Genomic DNA, 20,458 nt, shown 5'->3' on the forward strand with positions numbered 1-20,458 from the left:
TGATAATTAATAATGAAAAACAACTTACTTGATTATTTTAGCATAGCCTTGCGACTTTTTCTCGTGACAAGAATTTAGAATATAAAATTTTCGTTATATTTTCTAAAAATTTAAATTATAAGGTGGTATAATACAAGGATATAGAAAAATAATACAAAAAAGGTGGCGAATAAAATGGCAGATGTACACGTACACAGCAGGGAAGTAACAAAGGCGGCTAAGCGAACATTATTAGAGCGTGGTGTCAGTGTGGAGGCAATTGCAAAAATCGTTTATGAATTGCAGTTCCAGTACAAACCTGATCTTAAGCTGGAGGAATGCATCCACAGCGTTGAGCGTGTCCTGTTGAAAAGGGAAATTCAACATGCCATTTTAGTCGGTGTGGAGCTGGATAAACTGGCAGAGCAAAAAAAGCTATCAGAACCCCTGCAATCGATTGTTGAATCTGATGAAGGGCTATTCGGAGTGGATGAAACGATTGCCTTTGGTGCAGTACTCGGTTACGGAAGCATTGCTGTAACGACCTTTGGCCATTTGGATAAAAATAAAATAGGCGTCATACACGAACTTGATAAGAAGCAGGAAGGAATCGTGCATACCTTCCTGGATGATATCGTTGCAAGCATTGCCGCGAGTGCCGCCTCAAGGTTAGCTCATCGTCTGAGAGATGAAGAAGAATCGTTAACTGAACAGGAAAAGGACATCCAGGAAGAGGAAGAGTTAATAGGTTGAACCTTGATTAATAATCTTCATCCAGACCTGTCAAACCTGGCTTTAATGAGGCGGGCAGAAAGGATATTAGCCACTTTAAACGTCCGTTTTGTCTGCCTTAGAAAACAGAAAGCGTGAATATGACCTGGATAAATTTCAAGCACCTGAATTTTCCGCTGCGTAATCTTACCTTGTTCGGAGAGATAAATTATCTCCAATGGAGCATTTTCTTCCATATGTTTACGAAGTATATATTTCATTACCTGTCACTCCTTTGCTGACTTGCTTGCTATTATTGTATGCGAACGTACGTTTTATATGCAAGTGAAAAGGGATCGTTTGTTCGATTTTTTGGTGAGGGGAAATAAAATAAGATGAAATTAAAACTTTTTTTAAATAATGCGTTGACTTTTTAATGAAAAAACATATAATTAATTATGTACTTAAGTACAAACATGTTTATACATACGACTTGTTAGCTCAGTGGGAGAGCACTTCCTTGACAGGGAAGGGGTCGTGGGTTCGAATCCCTCACAGGTCATCAACTACCAAAGGCTCAAATCCTTGATATCACAGGGGTTTGGGCCTTTTTTATTTTGTCTTACTGGATGCGTTTAGATCAACGATAGTGATTTGCTCACATTTTGCTAACGGGACTTCTTAATGTAGGTAAACCTTGTTGAAATAACGGGTGCGTTAGCCGAGGATCAGAGCTGTCTTTAAGGCAGCCTTTTTCTTATGGCACTATCGGGGCAGGTTAGTGGAATAAAAAGTGATTTAATCCATTATTATCTGTAATATGTTAACTGCATAAATTAGTTGTACAGAGATAATAAAGTTGTTTAATTTGCAATTATTTTGCGGTAATGAAATTAAATATCAAATAAAGGAAATATCTTCTTGACAGTCGAATATTAGCCTAGAACCATAATTAACTATTCCGATGAGGAGGATTCTTGTGCGTCCACGACCATTATCTATTGAAAATCCAGAGTATGATAGGTATGTTAGTCTTGTGCCAGATGGAGATATTGAAGAAATACTTAGTAAGCAACGAACTAAGACCATTACCTTCTTGAGCAGCATATCAGAGGAGTCAGCAAGGAAGGCGTACGCACCAGGGAAATGGACTTTAAAAGAAGTGATTGGGCATCTGGCCGACGTGGAACGTGTGATGTCGTATCGAATGCTTGCCATTGCACGAAATGAAAGTGCACCACTCCCAGCAATGGATCAGGATCAATACGTTTCTGCGGCAAACTTCAACAAATTATCCTGGGAGCAGCTACTAGCTGGTTTAGACACGGTACGCTCCAACACGTTAAGTCTTATTTCAACCATTGATGATGCAGCGTGGGATCGTAATGGAACTGTAATGAACAGCCCAGTTTCGATAGGTACCTTTGCATATGGCATTGTCGGGCACGAGTTACACCATATGAAAGTGATTAGTGATAAATACTTATAAGTCTTTTTCTATTAATGAAAAAACCTAATTTCTCATTTAATGCTGAGAAATTAGGTTTTTTAATATTGAAACTTCCTTAACGTTGTAAATCCGCATTTTCCTGACTCTACCCCATATAGAACTAACGGGTGCGTTAGTTCCATAATCTCATCGAACTGAATATACTCAAAGGAACTATCTTTCAATGTTTCATTAACTAAATTGCCCCTTTACAAAATTAATGAAAATGAAAACCAAAACTATAACAACCTTAAATATAACTATCATTTCGTAGAAGGATTAGCAAGGGCCTTTTGGGAAGAAGGTCGATGGGAAGAAGTTTCAAAAGGAACGCACGTTCCATTATGCCGACAAGAAAAATATACCAATTCTATTATTTAAATAACATTGGAGAATCTATTAATAAAAACTAATTATGGTAAAATATAGCTAGATTGTTAACTAAGTAGAATGGAGAATGGAATAATGAAATCTATCTTATTGAGAACAGGATTATTAACATGTTTATTACTTGGTTTGGTCAATGAAGAAACCTCTGCCGCGTCAGAATTGTCTTCCAAATGCACAAAGTTTGGTGTAATTAAGCAAAATGTCAATCCCGATTTTCAGCATATTAACTGCTTACTGACGAATGCTGCTTTGGATGCAGAAATCCCTCCTGAAGTTGTAAAGGCTGTGGCTTGGAGAGAAAGTTATTGGGTGCAATTCATAGCGCCGGGCAAACCTAATATCTCCTCAGATGATGGAATCGGTATCATGCAGGTTACAGATATACCAGAGAAGTACGACGATGATGAGAAATTAAAATACGTAGAGAAATTAAAATACGATATCGCCTTCAATATTGAGGAGGGGGTCAAAATCCTCAACGAAAAGTACAATTATCTCGATAAAAATATTCTTCCAAAAATACAAGGTGCAGGAAGACAGGAAATAGAAAATTGGTATTTCCCTATAATGGCGTACAATGGAACAAAATCTATTAACGGTCCTGTCTATCAGAGTAATGGATTGAAAAATACAAACGCTTATCAAGAAGAAGTCTTTTCTTCTATTGAAAGTGATAGCTTCTTAACAAAAACTCAATTTTTAGCACAATTTCCATTTAAGAAAGAGCACTTCTCATACGACCCTGAAACCAACAATATTAATTTTTTACAGAAAACCTTTACACTAGTGGACCCATTGCATACTTCTGTCTACTTTGTAAAAAACGGGCAAGATGTAGTCGTAACAGGAGGGAATAGGTATTTAAGAGCAAAGCCTGCTGCTTCCAGTGAGATAAATTATATAGCTCCAAAAAATACTTTATTGGAAATCACAGGAGAATTGGCATATACCTTAAAAACAGAGAAAACAGCAAATGCAAATCAGTTTGTCTGGTTTCATGTTAAAACGAAAGATGGGAAATCAACTGGTTATATTTCCTCTGCTTATATTAAAAAGCTAGATTCGTCTTGGACACCACCTGTAGATAACGCAGCTCCTGCATTACCAAAAGTGAATGAAGTAACAGATAAAACGACGAATATTATAGGGGAAAGCGAACCTGGTTCCATCCTTATGGTTAAAGCCGGAACTACAGTAATAGGGGCTACTACAACAAGTACCGATGGTAAATTCACCGTCCGAATATCCAAACAAAAAGCCAGAACAAAATTAACAATTACTGCTACAGATAAAGCCGGAAACACAAGTGTAGCAAAAGAGATAACGGTTAAAGATGTAACAGCGCCGTCCACTCCAACTGTGGATGCCGTCTATGATAATGCGATGGTTATTGCTGGTAAAGCTGAAACCAATGCAAAAGTATATGCGATGGTGGGAAGAAATAAAATCGGGGAAGCAACAGCGAAAAACAGTGCTTATTCCATGAAGATTGCAAAACAGAAAGCCGGTACATCCATACTTGTTTATGCGGTTGATGTAGCAGGAAATAAGAGTGCAAGTAAATCGGTTAAAGTAATAGATAAAACAGCTCCATCTACCCCAAGTGTTAGTCCAGTTTATGATAATGCGACGACTATTTCGGGTAAAGCGGAAACGAATGCAAAAGTATATGCGATGGTGGGAAGCAATAAAATAGGAGAAGCCACATCAAAAAGCGGTTCGTATACTTTTAAGATTTCGAAGCAAAAAGCTGGCACTTCCATTGTTGTTTATGCGAAAGATGCTTCCGGGAATAAAAGCTCCAACAGAATCGTTAAGGTAATCGATAAAACAGCCCCACCTGTCCCAACGGTTAATAAAATAACTAGTAAGACCGTAACGGTTACTGGTAAGAGTGAAAAAGGCGCATCCATTTATATTTACAATGGAAGCAAGAAAATCGGACAAGGTGTAGTAGATAGCCGAGGAAATTTTAAAGTGAAAATCAAGGCACAAAAGAAGGGTTCTACTATAAAGGTATACGCTCAAGACAAATCAGGGAACAAGAGTAAAAGTAAAACAACTAAAGTAAGCTAATGTTAAATCAAAAGACACTAACAAAAATGGTCATACTTCTCCAAGTATGACCGTTCTTTTTTGTATATTCTATTAAACAATAATGTTGGTGCACTAGATTAATAGAACAGGTTCAACGCTTAACACAAAAAGAAGCTGCTGCTTATAATTCTAATCATTCATCTGTAAGGATATATAAATTAGAACGACGTCGATTCCTCCATTTGGTAGACGATACTTTTTATTATTTCTTTTGACTAAAAAGCAGGTCCCATATCTTGTGACCAAACCATATCGCCATCCATTTTCTTTTCAATTTCTGAACCAAATATCGTATTTCTTGAAATGTCTACGTTTACTTAAATTCATCCATCAAACAATCTACTATTTGATTCTTGAAATCTGGACTTCCCACTTTTATTTACCTTTCCTGTTTCCTTTTGTAAAACAACTATTGATTAAAATATTGTTACAAGAGATAATAAACCGTGCTAAAAGAGACACCATACAGGGGGAAAATGATTAATGAAGTTTTTAAAAGTATTAATAATAGGTTTATTGTCTGTCATTCTTTTATCGGCATGTTCAGACAGTTCAAACGGAGATGTCAAAAAGGTTGAAGAACCGAAGAAAGAGCAAAAAGAATTCTCAACATTGGAAGATTTCTCTAAAATAGATTTTGAGAATCCAGATAAAGAGGCATGGGCTAAAATTTATATGCCAAAAAAAGATTTCAAAACAATTCTAAAACAGATGGCTGGTCCTGATGACGAAGGCACTATCGCCTATAAAAGCATGGAATTAAAAGATTCCAAAACAATTGAAATGAAAGTAAACAATTCAGACGGCGGAAGCTTTGAAAACAGCATGCAAGCAGCAATTATGGATGCCTACATACGAGAACTATATAAACACTCTGAGCTCTACGATGATAAAAAAGAACCTACTATCCGTACCGTTGATTTGAGCAACACAGTTATTGCGGAAAACAAGAAGCCTATTGAATTCGATGAAGATTCCGAACAAAAACCTAAAGAGCTTGGAACCTTTAAACTAGGTGAAAAGGTAAATGTAGAAGGTCATATCATAACATTAACAAATGCACATTATACAAAGGAAAGAAACGAATTCGAAGAAACACAGCCCAAAGAAGTATTGGGATTTGATATTGAATACCAAAATGGTACAAAAGAAGAACAAGTAGTTAGCGCAGGAGATTTTGAAGTGTATGACAGCAAAGGTGAAAAGATGGAGGTATATGCTCTCGATACATTAACCGAGAGTGTTCAAGCTGGTAAGCATGTTAACGGACCTGCTGCTTTCGGAGTAACCGGTAATGCACCTTATGAAATCTTTTACACAGATTATACTTCGGGTAGCAAAGCAAAATGGATTATGGAAGTGGAATAATCGTTTTCATGTTCATTTTTTGAAGCAAAAATTTTAGGCGTCAAGAAGGATGGTAGCCAACATCGAAAGCGGCTAAGAATCCTATCTAACATCCACTTCCTTCAATTGACCAAGGAAAGCGTTTGGTTGATTGTACTACCGATTTATCATATTATGAAATTGAGCATGTGGCTAACATGTTGGTTAAGGTAAATGACAAGGCTACAAGTTGCATTCATGCAACAGATTAGACGCAGATTGTCTATTTTGGAGCGTCCGTTGGTTACTTCAAGAGGGGAAGGAAAAAGCTATATATATGCTAATTTTAACCCTAAGAATGCCCAATATGCTTTAACCATCCTTGTAACTTTCTACAACTTCTGTTTGCCATACAATTCATTGGATAAAGTGAAGGCTACACCAGCTCAAAGATTGGGAATTGCCGATAAACAATTTACGATGAAGGATATTATTTATTTTAAGTAGGTTCTGTTATCTTTCGTTGTTGATTTACTTTATTAAACTATTGGGAAGTTTTGTTGAACAAGTTGTAAATTTAATATTTTAAAATAAGAGCATTTCTTTGTAATGAGAAATGCTTTTTATTTTTGTCAAAATTAAAAGGATGTAATAATAACAATAATAATATAATTAAAAACGATATGAGTTTATTGTAAAACAATAAAATGCGTGTTAAAGTCATTTTATTATAAAAATCAGTGAGGTGCTTTAAATGAATGTTAAACAAGGTTCAACCACTTTCTTAAAGGTAATTATTTTTCTGATTGGAATTGCGATGCTTGCTTTATGTATCTATTGGTTGCCTGAGATAGCCATTAAAGATGCAAAGGTACATCCAGATACGGCTTATTTCCTAATCCCCTTTTTAGTATGTGCATATGGATTCTGTATTACGTTTTCTGTTGCGTTGTATCAAGCATTTAAACTTCTAACCTATATCGAAAAAAACAATGCTTTCTCTGAATTATCCCTTAAATCTTTGAAGGTTATAAAAAAATGTGCTTTTACAGTCATTTTCCTCATTCTGTTAGGAATAGTAAGCTTAAAGGTGCTTGCTAAAATCACAGGAGACGACCCAGCAGGTCCTATATCACTAAGTCTAATGGGTATTTTAGCAACAAGTATCATCGCAGCCATTGTGGATGCACTTCAAAAGCCATTAAAAAATGTCCCAGATATTAAGTCAAAAATTGATTAACGGTTTGAGAAAATTTAATTAACGAGGTACTTTTTATGAAACAAGTTACGACACTCTTTTTAAAGCTAGCTGTTATTTTTATAGGAATCCCAGTTCTTGCATTGTGTATATTTTTAGTGCCCCATATGGCGAATTTCGCAACAAAATTGTATCCAAATATTGCCCCCAATGAAATATCTCGTTTTCTTCGTGATGTATGGAGCGGCTGTGCCTTTTTACTTTGCTCTCTATCAGGCTTTCAATCTTTTACGGTACATTGACGAGAAACACAGCGTTCTCGGAATCATCTGTAAAGGCGTTAAAGAACATAAAGTGCTGTACGATTACAATCAGTGGTTTGTATGTATTAGGTTTGCCACTCTTTCATTTTATAGCGAAGAAAGTTGACCCTCCTATTATATTAATGGAACTCATCATCATTTTTGCTTCGTTGGTTATCGCCGTTTTTGCTGCTATCCTCCAACGGCTTCTACAAGAAGCGATTAACATAAAATCAGAGAATGATTTGACGGTCTGAGGTGAAGGATATGGCAATTATTGCAAAACGAAAAATGAGCGTAACGTAGCTTTCTGAGAGGGTTGGAATTACTATGGAGAATCTTTCCATTCTGAAAAATGGGAAAGCAAAAGCGGTTCGTTTTTCAACATTAGAAGCGATATGTAAGACTTTGGATTGTCAGCGCGGGTGATATTTGGGAGTACAAAAGCGATGAGGACTCTCAATAAAAACAGACAACAAATTTATTTAACTAACGGGAGTCGATAGAGAATTTAAGGGGTAGCCATTAAGCTATCACTTCTTTGCGTATGTTAGGAAAGGGACATTTTTTGTTGGGTTTTACTTAGGATACAAATTTCCGAAATGCTGGCGATACCGCTTCTAACATCATTTTCGATTTTCACCCATTCAAGTTTTTTCCTTTTGAATTTTAGCATTCGATGTGTGTTCCTAATGAATTCACAAAGAAAGCTTTAATCAATCAACTACCTTTTGGATTTATCTTTTATAGTTTTTACTATGGCTAAAAAAACTATAAATCCAACTATACCCGCGAAACCTAATATATTAATTATAGTGACAGTAAACAAACCGAATCTTCCTTTCTGTTGATAATCTTATTCTTTTTCTTGAATCACAACCCTAAAGGATCCGAAAGTTTGTTGACTCTCATAATTATCAGGACTTACTCCATAAGGAAATGGAAAGGCGATGAGTTGGAAATTTTCTTCGCTTTCAACTTCAGGTAGTTTAAAATCAAAAAGATGTCTAGTATCTGGGGGAACAGTGGTATATAAGACGTCTGTGTTATCTTTAACTGCAACTTGTTCCCAATCTTTAAAAGCTATGATTGCATATCCGATCTCATCATTCGTCTCATTTCCGGCAGAGAACTTAAGCTTCTTGTCTTCATTTTCAGTCATAATTGATTGCAACTTTTCCTGACTATTTGTGATAGATATATTTTCATTTAAACCATCCTTCACAATAGCATCAGGATTTACTTCCTTTACTTTTTTAACATTTCTCTCGTTGTCAGCTTTGTAGATGGAAAACCGCATACTTAAAACTTGTTCCAAAATTCCTGCCTTAATTAGATCGAGCTCCTTCAATTTATACTCTGGCTTTTGCACGATTACAAAAGTCAATTCACTGGAGTCGGAACGAATAGGAACAGAAACATTGATGTTTATGGAGCTGTTAGGTTTCATATCAAAGAAATATTTATTTACGTCCTGCTCCTTATTTTTAACTTTAAATTTTACTTGTTTATAATCTTCAAAAACAAGTAAAGCATACTTTCTGTCCTCATCAATGTCGTTGTCTACTGAGGCAACAACTGACACTTCATTGTCTGTACTATGAAGTGTACTTCCTTCATCGATAACTTTACCTTTCAAATTTTCCAACCCATATCCAATCGAACCATAATCAGCCGCATTCGTTACTTCTCTATCTTGTTCAATATCAACCATATCAGAAGTGCGTAATTCTTTAGGTGTAGATGAAGAATACAACCAGTAAAAAACTCCAAGCAATAACAACACTGATAACGCAACTAGGTAGTATTTTTTCATATACCAATCTTCTCCTAATTAAAAGAGATATGCAATAAAACAGCCTAAAAAGAGGGTGTAAACGGTTCCTTCAAACTAAACGAAGGTGTATAGGAATGTAATTAATTGTCGAAAGAATCTAATATCATCGGAGATTGCTAAAGGTTATTATTAAATAAACTGGTAACATATCGCATATAAAATGGTCGTCTGTTTAAACAACAAGGCTCAACTTATTGCAGCCGGTGGAGGGATTTTTGTGAGTATAGCTATCGAAGAAAAACCGTCATTCCTATGTGCTAATTTTGAAGATGGAGTATTAATAGAAAAGGTCCGGCAAGGAAATATGGAGGCACTTGAAGTTCTGATGAAGAAATATCAATCTTTTGTAAAGATTAAGGCTAACAGATACTTCTTAATTGGGGCAGATAGAGAAGATATTATCCAAGAGGGGATGATAGGATTGTTCAAAGCCATTAGGGATTATAATGGCGAGAAACAATCTTATTTTAAAGCGTTTGCAGAACTATGTATCACGAGGCAAATCATTACAGCCATCAAGGCAGCTACTCGTCAAAAACATACTCCGTTAAATTCTTCTATTTCGCTTGATATGCCTATATATGAAGAAAATCCGGAACATACTCTTATGGAAGTAATGACAGACACCGTTATTTCTGATCCCGTTGCGATATTGATAGATAAAGAATCTGCTGATGACTTGGAATTAAAATTATCTGAAGTTCTAAGTCCATTAGAAAAGAAGGTTTTGGCTTTTTACTTAGAGGACCTTACCTATATAGAAATGTCTGATAAATTAAATACTCACGCCAAGTCTATAGATAATGCGTTGCAGAGAGTGAAGAGAAAATTGGAGAGTTTATTGGAACTTAGAAATAGACACGCAATTGAAGGTCACATTCAATAGATAAAAGAGCCGTTTACTATTAAGTTGCTCTTTTGGCTAAAGGGTTTTATAGCCCTTTGGCTTTATGTGTTTGAAAAACCTTAATAGTATTTCATAGTGAAATAAAAATACAACAAACACCGGTATGGAAGGAAGGGCACTGATGTTAACAGAAAGATTAAAACGAATATCCTCTCAACAAGCAAGTGGAATAGACTATGCCATTCTACTAGCACCAATACTGTAATTAGCTACTTAATTTCTCTAGCTCACCAATATGGTGAACTTATTTTTTATGGGTACCCAACCTTCTTTACACTTATTTAATTCAGTTAAACCCGTTTGATTAAATGAAACAAAATTGACAAGGAAGGGGTCGTGGGTTCGAATCCCTCACAGGTCATCAACTAAAAAAGGCTCAAATCCTTGATATAACAAGGATTTGGGTCTTTTTTGTTTTCAAAGATATAGTTCATTATGTATTATTTACTCAATTGGTGGCGGATAGAGAAGGATTAAAAGGTATTACAGGACAATTTTTTGTAATAATTAATATTTCAAGGCACTGTAGGTAAAGCCTTATGCTTATTCAGCTCACGATGGATGTTAAAAATAAGACCGTATTTTTGGCTTTTCTTTAAAAGGTACATAATCATATTCTTCGGTAAAACCCACTGTTACTATAATGTGTTGGATTACCTTTACTACCAAATACCATGCACGGGAATACTTCTTGGAAGCTCTGAACATGACGTATGTAGACTTTGTTAAATATTGGTAAATGATGAAAGACTTCAGAGATAAATTTTCGTTCACAGAGAGAGTGGTTACAACGAATCTGTCCCCTACTTTGATATTGCGCATAATGTAGCACTTCATTACGTTTCTTGGCTTGAAAGGTATAATACAATGCCTTCACTTGAAATGATGGTAGAACAATATCAAGAAGAATTACAACCAATGATAGAAAGTTATAAAGTGAAATAAATAGAAGGAGGAAAGTATGGTAGAGTAATTAGAAGCAAATTCCTTTCCTATTAGGGGATTAATCACACTTCTCGTAGGATTTACCCTCCAATTCAGTATTATATAGTAAATATTTCCTTTACTTTTAACTGTGTGATTTTAATATCTCAACAGTTTATTATATTGATAAAGGAAGAATAACTTAATCTACTACTATAATGAAGTAAGTCTTTAAAAAGGGAAGTGATAGTTAAATGCTTTATATAAGCGATATCGAAAAGATAATTAATAACACATTAAATGAGCACAATTTGGATATTATTTATGAGTTTGACAATAATCTAAGTGCACCTATGAGTTATAACGTATCGACTAATACTATAAAATTCAATTACCTTCAAGTTAACGGTTATAAAGGGAAAATTAGAATTAAAGAGACAGAGGAAGACTTTGTTAAAATTATTCTTTATCGTATGATTGGTTATTATTTAGATTTTAAGAAAAACAAACATGATTTAAGGATTTTAATGTATGGTTACGAAGAAGAAAAAGAAAAGCTAAAATCTGAAATAGAAACTAATGCTTGGGATTATGGGAGAACATTAATACCTGAACAACTATTGAAGTCATATGATAAAGTACGTGAATTAGATAAAATGCTAATAAATTAATGTACTCTAAGAAAATGGAGACCCGACTTTAAACTAAAACAAGAAAAAGAAGCCTCCTTGGAGAATCTCTCTGGAGCTGACTTTTGAGTGAGAAATTAAACTGATATCCAATAAGACAAGACCCAGAGAAATAGGAGTTGTCTTAGAAAGCTTGATAAATAAACAAATAGAAAATGAAGTTCAAAGTTCGTGCTCAATTTTTAAGAGAAAACATGGAAAAAGCATATCGATTACTTGACTAAAGAAATACACTGAACATACTTCTGATGAAAGGTTTTATGAACAACATATACTAGATAAAAAGGAAAGAGAATTATTGTTGAAGTGGGCTACAGAGAACGATTGCGTAGATAAGGATTATGACCTGCTCATCCAACAATTTGTTCATAGCAGTAATTTCGATACAGCAGACCATAACTACGATGTTTTTATCCAACCAAACTTGAAGCAATTTAATTGAGAACAATTTCTTGCTATATGATGGTATTAACAGAAACCGTCAATGTTATGCGCATAGATTTGGACGCTTGTGCTATCATAGAAAATTCGGTTTTATTAATATTTCCTTTTGTATATATGATTATAGGAAAAGTGATACTTGGTGTTTAAGTTTTTGATAATACTGATGATCTTTCTTCAATTAACAGGTGCTTTACTTCAATATGAGAGTTGCTTTGGCAGCTCTTTTTCTTATGGAACTATCGGGGCAGTTTAGTTGAACAAGGAATTAGATAATTATGCTAATATTAGACTTAAGTTAGGGGGCGATAATGTGGAAGACAAATTAATGGAAATGCCCTTTCCAGAACTTATCTCAAAATTAGCGGTAGCACCTTTATATATTTTAGTGGTAATAGTGGCTATTTTAAATGTAATACTAAATAGAAAAAATAAAGGATGTTTTAATTTTTTCTTGATAATGGGTTCTTGGGTATACATTTGTATATATTTATTAGCACTGTATTTCTTTTTCTTTGGAAAATAAATAGTTATACAACTACCATGAAAATAAGTTTCTTTAAAAATGAAAAATGACAATACTTAAGAAGACCCTGCTCAATCGTTTAAAAAAAGAGGAGAGCGTTAATTAATTAGTCTATGGATTAGGGTTGACTGGATTAAGGTCAGTATCAGTATTGACACTTCCTAACCATTTTCATTCTTTGTGGTGAATCGCCGATTTTTGCGATTCATGGATGGCTAACGGGTGCGTTAGTTCTATAGGGTGTAATAAAAGAGAGTACAAGAAGTAGTCTCTTTTATTTATACATAATCAACATTAATGTTTCACAAGTCTAAATAGATGGACAGTCAAAGGGGACACTCATAAATGAGGTCCCCTTTCATAATGTATTACGGTAATAAAGTTTTATATTGTTCCATTAAATCACCTGCATATAAGCTTGTTATCATTAAGAAAATGGCAAGCCCAATGTATAATGAGAACCAGATGACTTTTGTTTTGAGACTCGATGAGTAATAGGATTTCTCTTTATCCCTAATTTCAGTTTGTTCTTGCACTTCTTTAAAGAACGTTGCTACTATTCGTTCATACGTGCCTATATTTTCAAAATCGGTCGGTCCGTACTGGTATTCATTCGAATTAGCAGCATCCAGTAAGGACCTATAAATATTTAATTTTACCTCGGTCAGCTGTTTTTCTTTAAGCTTATTATCATCAAATAGCGGGATATGCCAACTCTTCATGTTGTTAAACTTTTCATGTAGTTGGCTTAATTCCATATTCCAAATATTAACCAGGCGAATTTTTTCTTCATCTATTGCACCTGCATATTGTTCTAGTTGCTTTAAACCAAATTGATTCAATTCAATGATGTTGTCTCTTTGATTTCTGGTTGTCTCGCTACGGAATTCTTTCCACCACTTTGAAATACCCAATAATAAGAAAAGAATTAAAAATGGATTTGGATGGAGAAACAAATATACAACCATTCCGATAATCCCTAATATCCAAAGCTTTGTGGAGATGACTCCCACTATACGTCCTCCATCAAGAGGATGCACAGGCATTAGATTAAATAGGTTAATCATGGCTCCAAGTGTAATAACTAAAAGCCAAAATGGATTTTCCGTCATCATAAATAGGGGGATGGCTGGTAGAAATGCTAATGTACCTAATAAAGGACCTCCGAAGGCAAGATAAGCTTCTTGGTTAGCATTCTTTGGTTCTTGTTTAAGGGCAATTAACGCTCCGACAAACGGGATGAAAATGGCATTGGATGTTTTGATGCCTTTTCTCTTAGCAGCAAGTAAATGCCCCATTTCATGGATGTAAATTAGATAGACTAGGGCTACGGCAAATTTCCAACCGTAAACCAAGGCATACGCTCCTAATGAAACGAAAATAGAAATCAGAGAACCTACTTTTGCTATTTTCAATAGCGCAAATAACCATTTCATTTTCCCTAGGAAAAATAACCCGATTGCCCCCAAACTTAACCATCCTTTATTCGATTTAGATTCTTTCAAAATGTACCTCCTAGAGTAAATGGGAAAACAGATGACCCCAGTGACACTATGTCTATCTGAGCTCCTTCTTGATTTATCATCTGGCTAACATCCTTATTATATCGTATTCGATAATCCTTTTCTTTTCCTTTGAGGAAAATTTTTCTAGATTATTAACTTTCAAGATAGAGTGCACCTATCACAGAAATACTAGATGGAGGTAATGAACATGATTTTTGATAAAGAAGCTGTTGATGATTTAGAAGACTATGGGAAATTAGTCCCTGCAAAAGAAGTGCCATAGAAAGTACATTAGAAGAAAAAAGTATGTTTTTCCAACCGGATTATAAGTACGGAGAGTAAAAAAGGCTGAAAGAAATGAGGTTAGCAATGCGAAAAATGGTGAGAAAAAGTAATACAGTCCTGGTATTATTTATTAGGAGAATAAATGAAAAATTTAATCCGCTTAGCAATATGGATTACTGAAAGAATCCCAACTTAGTGAGGTAGTATATTATTTTAGACAACCTTACGATTGGCTTGATGTGATAGGGGGGGCTTTTCACCAAAACAATGGTCTCGTCAACAGATTCAATGAGTAGAAGTTCCACCCCTACGCCTAGCAGAGTTATGTTATCTAGCCTGTATATCACCGTTTTAGCGTACTTTCCTTGATAACAATTTTTAAAAATGAATAATAAAAGTCCTTTCTTAATATGAACTGTGTCCTTCAAAAAGGACAGTCTTAAAAAAAGTCCTATAATTTAAGCAGTTAATAAATAACTTGCTTATTGTGCGGGAGTCATTCTTTTTAGGCTCCATTGGTAACGATTTTTATTGTAATCTTCCATATACTCTTCAATTAATTGGTGTAACTTATTAAATGATTGACACTTCAAATAATCCACTTCATCTTTAAAATGGCCAAAGAATGATTCCATAGGGGCATTGTCCCGGCAGTTCCCGCTTTCGGGACATTGATTGTTTTAGCCCTAGTTCTTTTTACTCTGCTCTGGAACTCAGGGTGGGTATAATGAGCGCCTTGGTATATTAGGGTTTCACTTGACGAATTGTGGCCTTAAGATTGAAATTGTGCATGAGCCTCCAAATCTTTTAATAGTTCATCGTGACAAAGTGCTTATTCTATAAAATCATTTTGATGGAGAGTGCACCTGCTTTTTTCGTATTTGCCTTAAATATTTCCTTAATAAGATCATAATCCTGCCAATCTTTCTTAATGTGCGTAAGACGAATCCTTCAGCGAGTATCCAGGCATGATATCCACTGCGAATGACTTCGGCTATTTCACAAAAAAACGTCCTTATTGATAAGATTATATTGACCAATAATTTGTTCGATTAACATACATTTTTTACTCGTTGTTATGTTTCCTTCTTCGAAGCTCCTTTCGAGTTCGTCTAGCTTTTTTAGGAATTCAAATTCTGCCTCTTTTTTAACTGATCTTCCTGTTCTTCCTTTCCCACGTCGTTCTCTAGAAGCCACTCTTCCCATATTGTTCAAACGTTTTCCCCCAACATTTTAAGAAACCTAATAAATCTTACCGATTTTGATTTCCCTAGCCCTATATCTAAAATGATTATCCAACCGGTTCCAATAAAAGGACATTGAAAAATCCACAACTCTTTTGTTTAACTTCTTAAAACGTATAAAACTAGTAGATTTTTGTTGTTTTTGATTAGACTTATTTTTACTTATGTACCATATTGTACAAGCAGTTTTTCTAATAATGAATAAAATATCTCGAAATTAAAAAAAGAAAAAGGTGATTAAAATTAAAAATTATAATCCCGTCTATGTGGTGTCTACAAAGGTATTACAATGTGAACTAAAAAAGAAATGTGATCAAAAGCAACCGGACTGTTATTGTGGTCAAAAGAAACACGATGACTGTCAGTGTGGTCAAAAGAAACACGATGATTGTCAGTGTGGTCAAAAGAAACACGATGATTGTCAGTGTGGTCAAAAGAAACACGATGATTGTCATTGTGGTCAAAAGAAACACGATGATTGTCATTGTGGTCAAAAGAAACACGATGATTGTCATTGTGGTCAAAAGAAACACGATGATTGTCATTGTGGTCAAAAGAAACACGATGACTGTCATTGTGGTCAAAAGAAACACGATGACTGTATTTGTGATGAAAAGAAGTACGATGACTGCCATTTGTGCCATAAGAAACATAATGACTGTCAGTGTGACTTGAAAAATAATCTAGTACGAGCATCTGCTTTTAGAGCAAATAAGAGCGTTTCACAGCGTTACGAAGCAGCGGTTACTCCCTTTGTAAAAGTTTTATACCAAACTGAACAATTTGACTTAGCAAATGAATATAATCCGCATATATCAACATTTATTCCAACTAAGAATGGAATTTATGAGATTACTGCAAAGGCTTCATTTTGTCCATCAAAAAGTAAAAAAGACAATTGCTCAAAAAACAAGGAGGATAATTACAAATGTGATTATTGCAAAAAAGATAATTGCAAATGTGATTATTGCAAAAAAGATAATTGTAAATGTGATTATTACAAAAAAAGTAAATCTTCAAAAGACAAAAAAAAGCATTCTTCAAAAGAAGAATATGTAGCATCTATTTCAATTTATGTAAACGGAGATGTTTTAGATATCGATAATGGCTTCTTTGATAAATCAAGAACCATTGGACTATCTGTTACTACAATCCTTCAGTTACAAGCAGGAGATCGAGTAGAAGTAATATTTAGCGCAGGTGCAAACGGAGAAATTTTAGGAGAGGCTCCTTTAACTAACTTTCAAGCAGTCAGATTTCCCTCTCCAATGTAATAGTCTTATTGGTTAAGTCTTAGATTGAGTATGTAATATTCTTGGGGTATACACCTCGAGAATCATCTTCTTATGGAAATTACGATAGCTATAAATGCTTTTCTTTTATACCCAGACGAAATTAGATGGGGTTTCAGGCGTTATCCTTCTCCGGAAAAAGATAGTCCAACTTGGTCTGGAAGATTTGATGAATTTAAAGCGAAAATGGAAAATGTAGAAATACAGGGACGTAGTAAGTAGTTATTGAGCTAACGAGTTTAACTTAAGATCGGAGCTGTCTTTAAGGCAGCCTTTTCTTTATGCAACTAACGGGGAGGGACAGTCATTGAAGAGTGAACCATTGGTCTATTTACCCCTTTAATTCGTATTATATTAATGTATATAACGAATTAAAGGGGTAAATGAAAGCGATCGTGTACACTAAGTACGTTCTCCCCGACGTTCTTCAACTGAAAGAGTTTGAAAAACCTAACCCTAAAGAAAATGAAATTATGGTAAAAGTAAAAGAGACAACCGTAACAGTAGCAGATATTCGGTCATGGAAGCTCCACTTTACACTTATCGATTCCCACTTCTTATACACGACCTCAGCTGATCCAATATTCTCCAACCTGATACAAAAAGTCAAGTGAAGCAGGCCAGTTTAAAATACGGATTCCAGATTCCAAAAAGGGCCGACCTATTTTCCACTTCTAATATATAAAAAATAGTAGTGCAAACCAATGCCTTGGTCTGCACTACTAATCTTAGTATGTTTAAAAGTGGGTACCCTGAAAATTAAAATTACCGGTTTAATTTTTAATTGTGGGCCTGATTGATTTGTTTCCAGTAAGTTAATAAGTACGTTCAAAATTGAACTAAATTTTCAAATTGTAATAAAAAGGTACCGCTAGAATGCAGAGAAAAACCTCGGATGTTTGCTTAGTAATTAGGAGAGTTTTTTCTTGCTTCCCCAACAACCGCATCCACCACCTGATTTTTTTTGAATAACTTTTTTTCCAGTTGAGGTGGTGTTAATTATTATTGGATTGCTTTTTGGTTTGGGTATTTTCTGTTGTAGGCCATTTTTAATATTCAAATTAAACAACTCCTTCGCGTTATATTATAGTATAAGCGGTTTTATTAAAAAGATATGGGCTAATGCGTGGGTGAAATTAAAAAAGGGCGTTCTTTGTATAATCCGTTGCTTATGTCGTAGCATTTCACTTTTACAACATTCAATTTGTAAGAAACAATTACTAATTTCACTGAAGGATCAGGGTGATTGACAATATCCAAATAGGAAGGTACAGGTGTTGTTGAGGGATGAGAGTGATAAATTGCTAAAATGTCTTTTTCCTGCTTGGAAATTTCTCGGACAGTCTCCTCAATTTTATTCTTACTGATGAAGAAACGCCGATCCGATTTTAATTCATTTTCAAGTTTCCAAATAGAGTCGACTTCGTTGTTTCTTCCAGCTAAAATCCCGCATGCCTCATAAGGCAGATTTAAGCTGCAATGGTCAATCATCATATCATACTGGATACCATGAATAATAAACTTATTTTCCTCCATTTGAGTTTTCCCTTCTAAACCTTAGTTGTTATTAACCGTTAACTAAAGTCAATCCTGCGTCTGATCAGATTGTTCATTTTCTATTGGGGTTTGTTGCTTTAATTTACCTTTAGTATCTTGTGTTTGATCAATATCTTCCGGAATATTATTTTGAAGATTTGGTATTTTCGTGTTGTTCATGGCTAATTTGTTCATATTATTCTTGAAAATGTCTAATTGATTTTGATTTTTTTCAGGTTTTGCATTTCTTCGCATTGGATTTATTTTTGATGTCCCTATGCCCTGGCCTGGGACGCTGTTAGAGAATATAGAATTTTTATTGTTATTTAATCCACTAGTGGAAGGGATGTTTTGTGGGGAATTTTGTTTAATGTGATGGTTTAATTGGTTTACATTTACATCGTTTGATCCTGTAAAAGTTCTTTTTTGATCTGGTGGGAAATGCGTTTCATTGGATGTTTGGAGTAAATTTTGAAGTTTTTTGTAACTAGATGGCAGTAAGTTTGAATTTTGATAAGATAGATTATTGACATGGTGTTCAGGAAGGGATTCCTCTTTTTTTATGTTCACTTTATTATTGTCTTGTTCAGATGCAGATATTAAAATCTGTTGAAGTTCTATTAAGGTATTTAATTTATCATCTAGCTGAGTAACATTACGTATATTTATTGTGTTTTTTAAGTCTGTCAGTTCTTGCTGTAAATATTTTAAAAGATCATTTGCATCTTGAAACTGATCGGAATTTTTTTTATTCTGTTCCGCATAGTGTGATAGGTGACTTGTCTGAGTTTCTTTAATCTTTGTGATGACTTCTTCTAAATTCTTAACCTGTCGTTTTATTTCTTGATTTTCCTTTTTTGTAAATAGATAATCATTTACTACCTCGCCTTCTTTTATTGATTCCAAAATCTGTTTATAAGTATCGAGTTTATTCTTTAATAATTCGATATCTTTTAGGCTATAAAGATTATTATGATTCATCACACATACCTCCATCGTTTATTCTTACATACATCTATTTAAATCTAAATTGAATTTAAAATCGGAAATCTGCTCTAATCTCTTCACCCATCTTTAATTACCATCATATGCTACAAACGTGCAAGACATTAATATGAATTTGGAGGTGTTTGCTTTATGCAAGCAAAAAGTTTATCGGGGGGGCAGGAACTCCTCTGTATTAACACTACCAAGGTGTACGATTGGATTGTAAATGAAGCAACGTTTGATGTTTCCATGTGTGTGGACTTAGAGGATACAGATTGTGATGAAGTAGAAACGGTAACATGTGAGGTTGAACCACTTAAATCCGTAGTTTTAAATAGGCAAGATAGGGAATTTATAATTGATGGTGAACCGATTACCCTGCAGTTGGTTACCATACAAAAAACTTTTGAGGTGACAGTTTTTGTTACCAAAACGAACGGCGCAACATGCCAAGTAGACAGTCAAACTTTTACGCGGTGTGAACAAGTCATATTATGCGCACCGGATGGTACTAAAGTTAAGGTGGATTTCACGGATGTAGATTGCTTTGTATGTGTATTGGAATGTAAAAGAACTTCTGGAGGTCCATTGACTCTAGAATTGGGCGTTACAGTCCGTTTATGCCAAAGTATTCAAGTTACCTTTCCTGTAACTCTTGAGATAGTAGCGGAATTTTGCCAACCAAGAGATATCCTTCCTTTCAATCCTGCTTGTCCTACTCCAGCCATTCCGTTACAATGTCCTGTTCTTTTCCCGACTACTCCAGAATAAGTAAGCACTAAAGTAAAAGAGA

18 protein-coding genes, 1 tRNA gene and 5 pseudogenes are annotated in these 20,458 nt (G+C 34.8%); 17 read left to right on the plus strand and 7 right to left on the minus strand.

From position 1 onward, the window contains the following. Positions 1–174: 174 nt before the first annotated feature. The gene (locus NYE63_RS06980; protein ID WP_063232154.1) at positions 175–732 is read left to right on the plus strand and encodes a phosphatidylglycerophosphatase A; all 558 of its coding nucleotides are present in this window, start codon (positions 175–177) and stop codon (positions 730–732) included. A 17-nt stretch (positions 733–749) separates the two neighbouring features. Here NYE63_RS06980 and NYE63_RS06985 read toward each other — a convergent pair whose 3' ends face one another. Next, positions 750–971, minus strand: a complete 222-nt coding sequence (locus NYE63_RS06985; protein WP_076367067.1) for a hypothetical protein — start codon at positions 969–971, stop codon at positions 750–752. Between the two features lie 209 nt (positions 972–1,180). On the opposite strand from NYE63_RS06985, the gene NYE63_RS06990 reads away from it, so the two are divergent. The 8 genes and pseudogenes from NYE63_RS06990 (at position 1,181) to NYE63_RS07025 (ending at position 7,958) form a co-directional block, all read left to right on the plus strand. After that, positions 1,181–1,252, plus strand: a tRNA-Val gene (locus tag NYE63_RS06990). 417 nt (positions 1,253–1,669) lie between these two features. Next, complete coding sequence (locus NYE63_RS06995) at positions 1,670–2,179, plus strand: DinB family protein (RefSeq protein WP_098373234.1); 510 nt, start codon at positions 1,670–1,672, stop codon at positions 2,177–2,179. A 465-nt stretch (positions 2,180–2,644) separates the two neighbouring features. Next, positions 2,645–4,645, plus strand: a complete 2,001-nt coding sequence (locus tag NYE63_RS07000; protein ID WP_342604598.1) for an Ig-like domain-containing protein — start codon at positions 2,645–2,647, stop codon at positions 4,643–4,645. 504 nt (positions 4,646–5,149) lie between these two features. Next, on the plus strand, positions 5,150–6,034 hold the full coding sequence (locus NYE63_RS07005) for a hypothetical protein (protein ID WP_342604599.1): 885 nt from the start codon (positions 5,150–5,152) through the stop codon (positions 6,032–6,034). A 39-nt stretch (positions 6,035–6,073) separates the two neighbouring features. Then, positions 6,074–6,499 (plus strand): annotated as a pseudogene (locus NYE63_RS07010) (insertion element protein); the annotation flags it as partial. Between the two features lie 247 nt (positions 6,500–6,746). Further along, positions 6,747–7,232 (plus strand): DUF2975 domain-containing protein, encoded by a 486-nt coding sequence (locus tag NYE63_RS07015; protein WP_342604600.1) that lies wholly within the window; start codon positions 6,747–6,749, stop codon positions 7,230–7,232. A gap of 35 nt (positions 7,233–7,267) precedes the next feature. Further along, positions 7,268–7,749: pseudogene (locus tag NYE63_RS07020) on the plus strand (DUF2975 domain-containing protein). Between the two features lie 10 nt (positions 7,750–7,759). Further along, positions 7,760–7,958, plus strand: a pseudogene (locus tag NYE63_RS07025) (helix-turn-helix transcriptional regulator). 390 nt (positions 7,959–8,348) lie between these two features. Here the strand turns inward: NYE63_RS07025 and NYE63_RS07030 are convergent. Continuing rightward, positions 8,349–9,308 carry a hypothetical protein gene (locus tag NYE63_RS07030; RefSeq protein WP_342604601.1) on the minus strand — a complete coding sequence of 320 codons (960 nt, stop codon included), beginning with the start codon at positions 9,306–9,308 and terminating at the stop codon, positions 8,349–8,351. A gap of 181 nt (positions 9,309–9,489) precedes the next feature. On the opposite strand from NYE63_RS07030, the gene sigH reads away from it, so the two are divergent. From sigH to NYE63_RS07050, 4 genes are all read left to right on the plus strand, one after another. Next, positions 9,490–10,215, plus strand: coding sequence for an RNA polymerase sporulation sigma factor SigH (sigH, locus tag NYE63_RS07035; protein ID WP_342604602.1), 726 nt, complete (start codon positions 9,490–9,492; stop codon positions 10,213–10,215). Between the two features lie 1,199 nt (positions 10,216–11,414). Then, positions 11,415–11,831 (plus strand): hypothetical protein, encoded by a 417-nt coding sequence (locus NYE63_RS07040; protein ID WP_342604603.1) that lies wholly within the window; start codon positions 11,415–11,417, stop codon positions 11,829–11,831. 319 nt (positions 11,832–12,150) lie between these two features. Next, entirely contained in the window at positions 12,151–12,291 is a 141-nt protein-coding gene (locus NYE63_RS07045) for a hypothetical protein (RefSeq protein WP_342604604.1), read from the plus strand. 312 nt (positions 12,292–12,603) lie between these two features. After that, entirely contained in the window at positions 12,604–12,816 is a 213-nt protein-coding gene (locus tag NYE63_RS07050) for a hypothetical protein (protein ID WP_098177392.1), read from the plus strand. Between the two features lie 368 nt (positions 12,817–13,184). On the opposite strand, the gene NYE63_RS07055 is transcribed toward NYE63_RS07050, so the two are convergent. Then, the gene (locus NYE63_RS07055) at positions 13,185–14,321 is read right to left on the minus strand and encodes a site-2 protease family protein (protein WP_342604605.1); all 1,137 of its coding nucleotides are present in this window, start codon (positions 14,319–14,321) and stop codon (positions 13,185–13,187) included. 1,284 nt (positions 14,322–15,605) lie between these two features. Next, entirely contained in the window at positions 15,606–15,821 is a 216-nt protein-coding gene (locus NYE63_RS07060) for a hypothetical protein (RefSeq protein ID WP_342604606.1), read from the minus strand. A gap of 365 nt (positions 15,822–16,186) precedes the next feature. Between NYE63_RS07060 and NYE63_RS07065 the strand changes: the two genes are divergently transcribed. From NYE63_RS07065 to NYE63_RS07075, 3 genes and pseudogenes are all read left to right on the plus strand, one after another. Beyond that, positions 16,187–16,525 (plus strand): hypothetical protein, encoded by a 339-nt coding sequence (locus NYE63_RS07065; protein WP_342605887.1) that lies wholly within the window; start codon positions 16,187–16,189, stop codon positions 16,523–16,525. After that, positions 16,453–16,659, plus strand: a pseudogene (locus NYE63_RS07070) (ABC transporter permease); the annotation flags it as partial. The gene NYE63_RS07065 and the pseudogene NYE63_RS07070, both read left to right, overlap by 73 nt. Positions 16,660–17,525: 866 nt before the next feature. Continuing rightward, positions 17,526–17,663: pseudogene (locus tag NYE63_RS07075) on the plus strand (NAD(P)-dependent alcohol dehydrogenase); the annotation flags it as partial. Between the two features lie 389 nt (positions 17,664–18,052). On the opposite strand, the gene NYE63_RS07080 reads toward NYE63_RS07075, so the two are convergent. Genes NYE63_RS07080 through NYE63_RS07090 form a run of 3 tightly spaced genes read right to left on the minus strand, consistent with a single transcriptional unit; the run spans position 18,053 to position 19,659 of the window. Next, positions 18,053–18,202: a hypothetical protein gene (locus tag NYE63_RS07080; RefSeq protein ID WP_342604607.1), complete on the minus strand. Its 150-nt coding sequence runs from the start codon at positions 18,200–18,202 to the stop codon at positions 18,053–18,055. Positions 18,203–18,261: 59 nt separating this feature from the next. Next, a complete protein-coding gene (locus NYE63_RS07085; protein WP_342604608.1) occupies positions 18,262–18,678 on the minus strand; it encodes a M67 family metallopeptidase in 417 nt (138 codons plus the stop codon). A 48-nt stretch (positions 18,679–18,726) separates the two neighbouring features. After that, entirely contained in the window at positions 18,727–19,659 is a 933-nt protein-coding gene (locus NYE63_RS07090) for a hypothetical protein (protein WP_342604609.1), read from the minus strand. A 156-nt stretch (positions 19,660–19,815) separates the two neighbouring features. On the opposite strand from NYE63_RS07090, the gene NYE63_RS07095 reads away from it, so the two are divergent. Further along, positions 19,816–20,436 carry a hypothetical protein gene (locus NYE63_RS07095; protein ID WP_342604610.1) on the plus strand — a complete coding sequence of 207 codons (621 nt, stop codon included), beginning with the start codon at positions 19,816–19,818 and terminating at the stop codon, positions 20,434–20,436. The last annotated feature ends 22 nt before the right edge of the window (positions 20,437–20,458 follow it).

Source organism: Peribacillus sp. FSL E2-0159, from assembly GCF_038643155.1.
Classification (GTDB): Bacteria; Bacillota; Bacilli; order Bacillales; family DSM-1321; genus Peribacillus; species Peribacillus simplex.

Bases quoted from the DNA above. Each gene is read 5' to 3' on its own strand.
- NYE63_RS06980 (WP_063232154.1), top strand. From the start codon at position 175: ATGGCAGATGTACACGTACACAGCAGGGAAGTAACAAAGGCGGCTAAG.
- NYE63_RS06985 (WP_076367067.1), bottom strand. From the start codon at position 971: ATGAAATATATACTTCGTAAACATATGGAAGAAAATGCTCCATTGGAG.
- NYE63_RS07000 (WP_342604598.1), top strand. From the start codon at position 2,645: ATGAAATCTATCTTATTGAGAACAGGATTATTAACATGTTTATTACTT.
- NYE63_RS07005 (WP_342604599.1), top strand. From the start codon at position 5,150: ATGAAGTTTTTAAAAGTATTAATAATAGGTTTATTGTCTGTCATTCTT.
- NYE63_RS07015 (WP_342604600.1), top strand. From the start codon at position 6,747: ATGAATGTTAAACAAGGTTCAACCACTTTCTTAAAGGTAATTATTTTT.
- NYE63_RS07030 (WP_342604601.1), bottom strand. From the start codon at position 9,308: ATGAAAAAATACTACCTAGTTGCGTTATCAGTGTTGTTATTGCTTGGA.
- sigH (WP_342604602.1), top strand. From the start codon at position 9,490: ATGGTCGTCTGTTTAAACAACAAGGCTCAACTTATTGCAGCCGGTGGA.
- NYE63_RS07040 (WP_342604603.1), top strand. From the start codon at position 11,415: ATGCTTTATATAAGCGATATCGAAAAGATAATTAATAACACATTAAAT.
- NYE63_RS07085 (WP_342604608.1), bottom strand. From the start codon at position 18,678: ATGGAGGAAAATAAGTTTATTATTCATGGTATCCAGTATGATATGATG.
- NYE63_RS07090 (WP_342604609.1), bottom strand. From the start codon at position 19,659: ATGAATCATAATAATCTTTATAGCCTAAAAGATATCGAATTATTAAAG.
- NYE63_RS07095 (WP_342604610.1), top strand. From the start codon at position 19,816: ATGCAAGCAAAAAGTTTATCGGGGGGGCAGGAACTCCTCTGTATTAAC.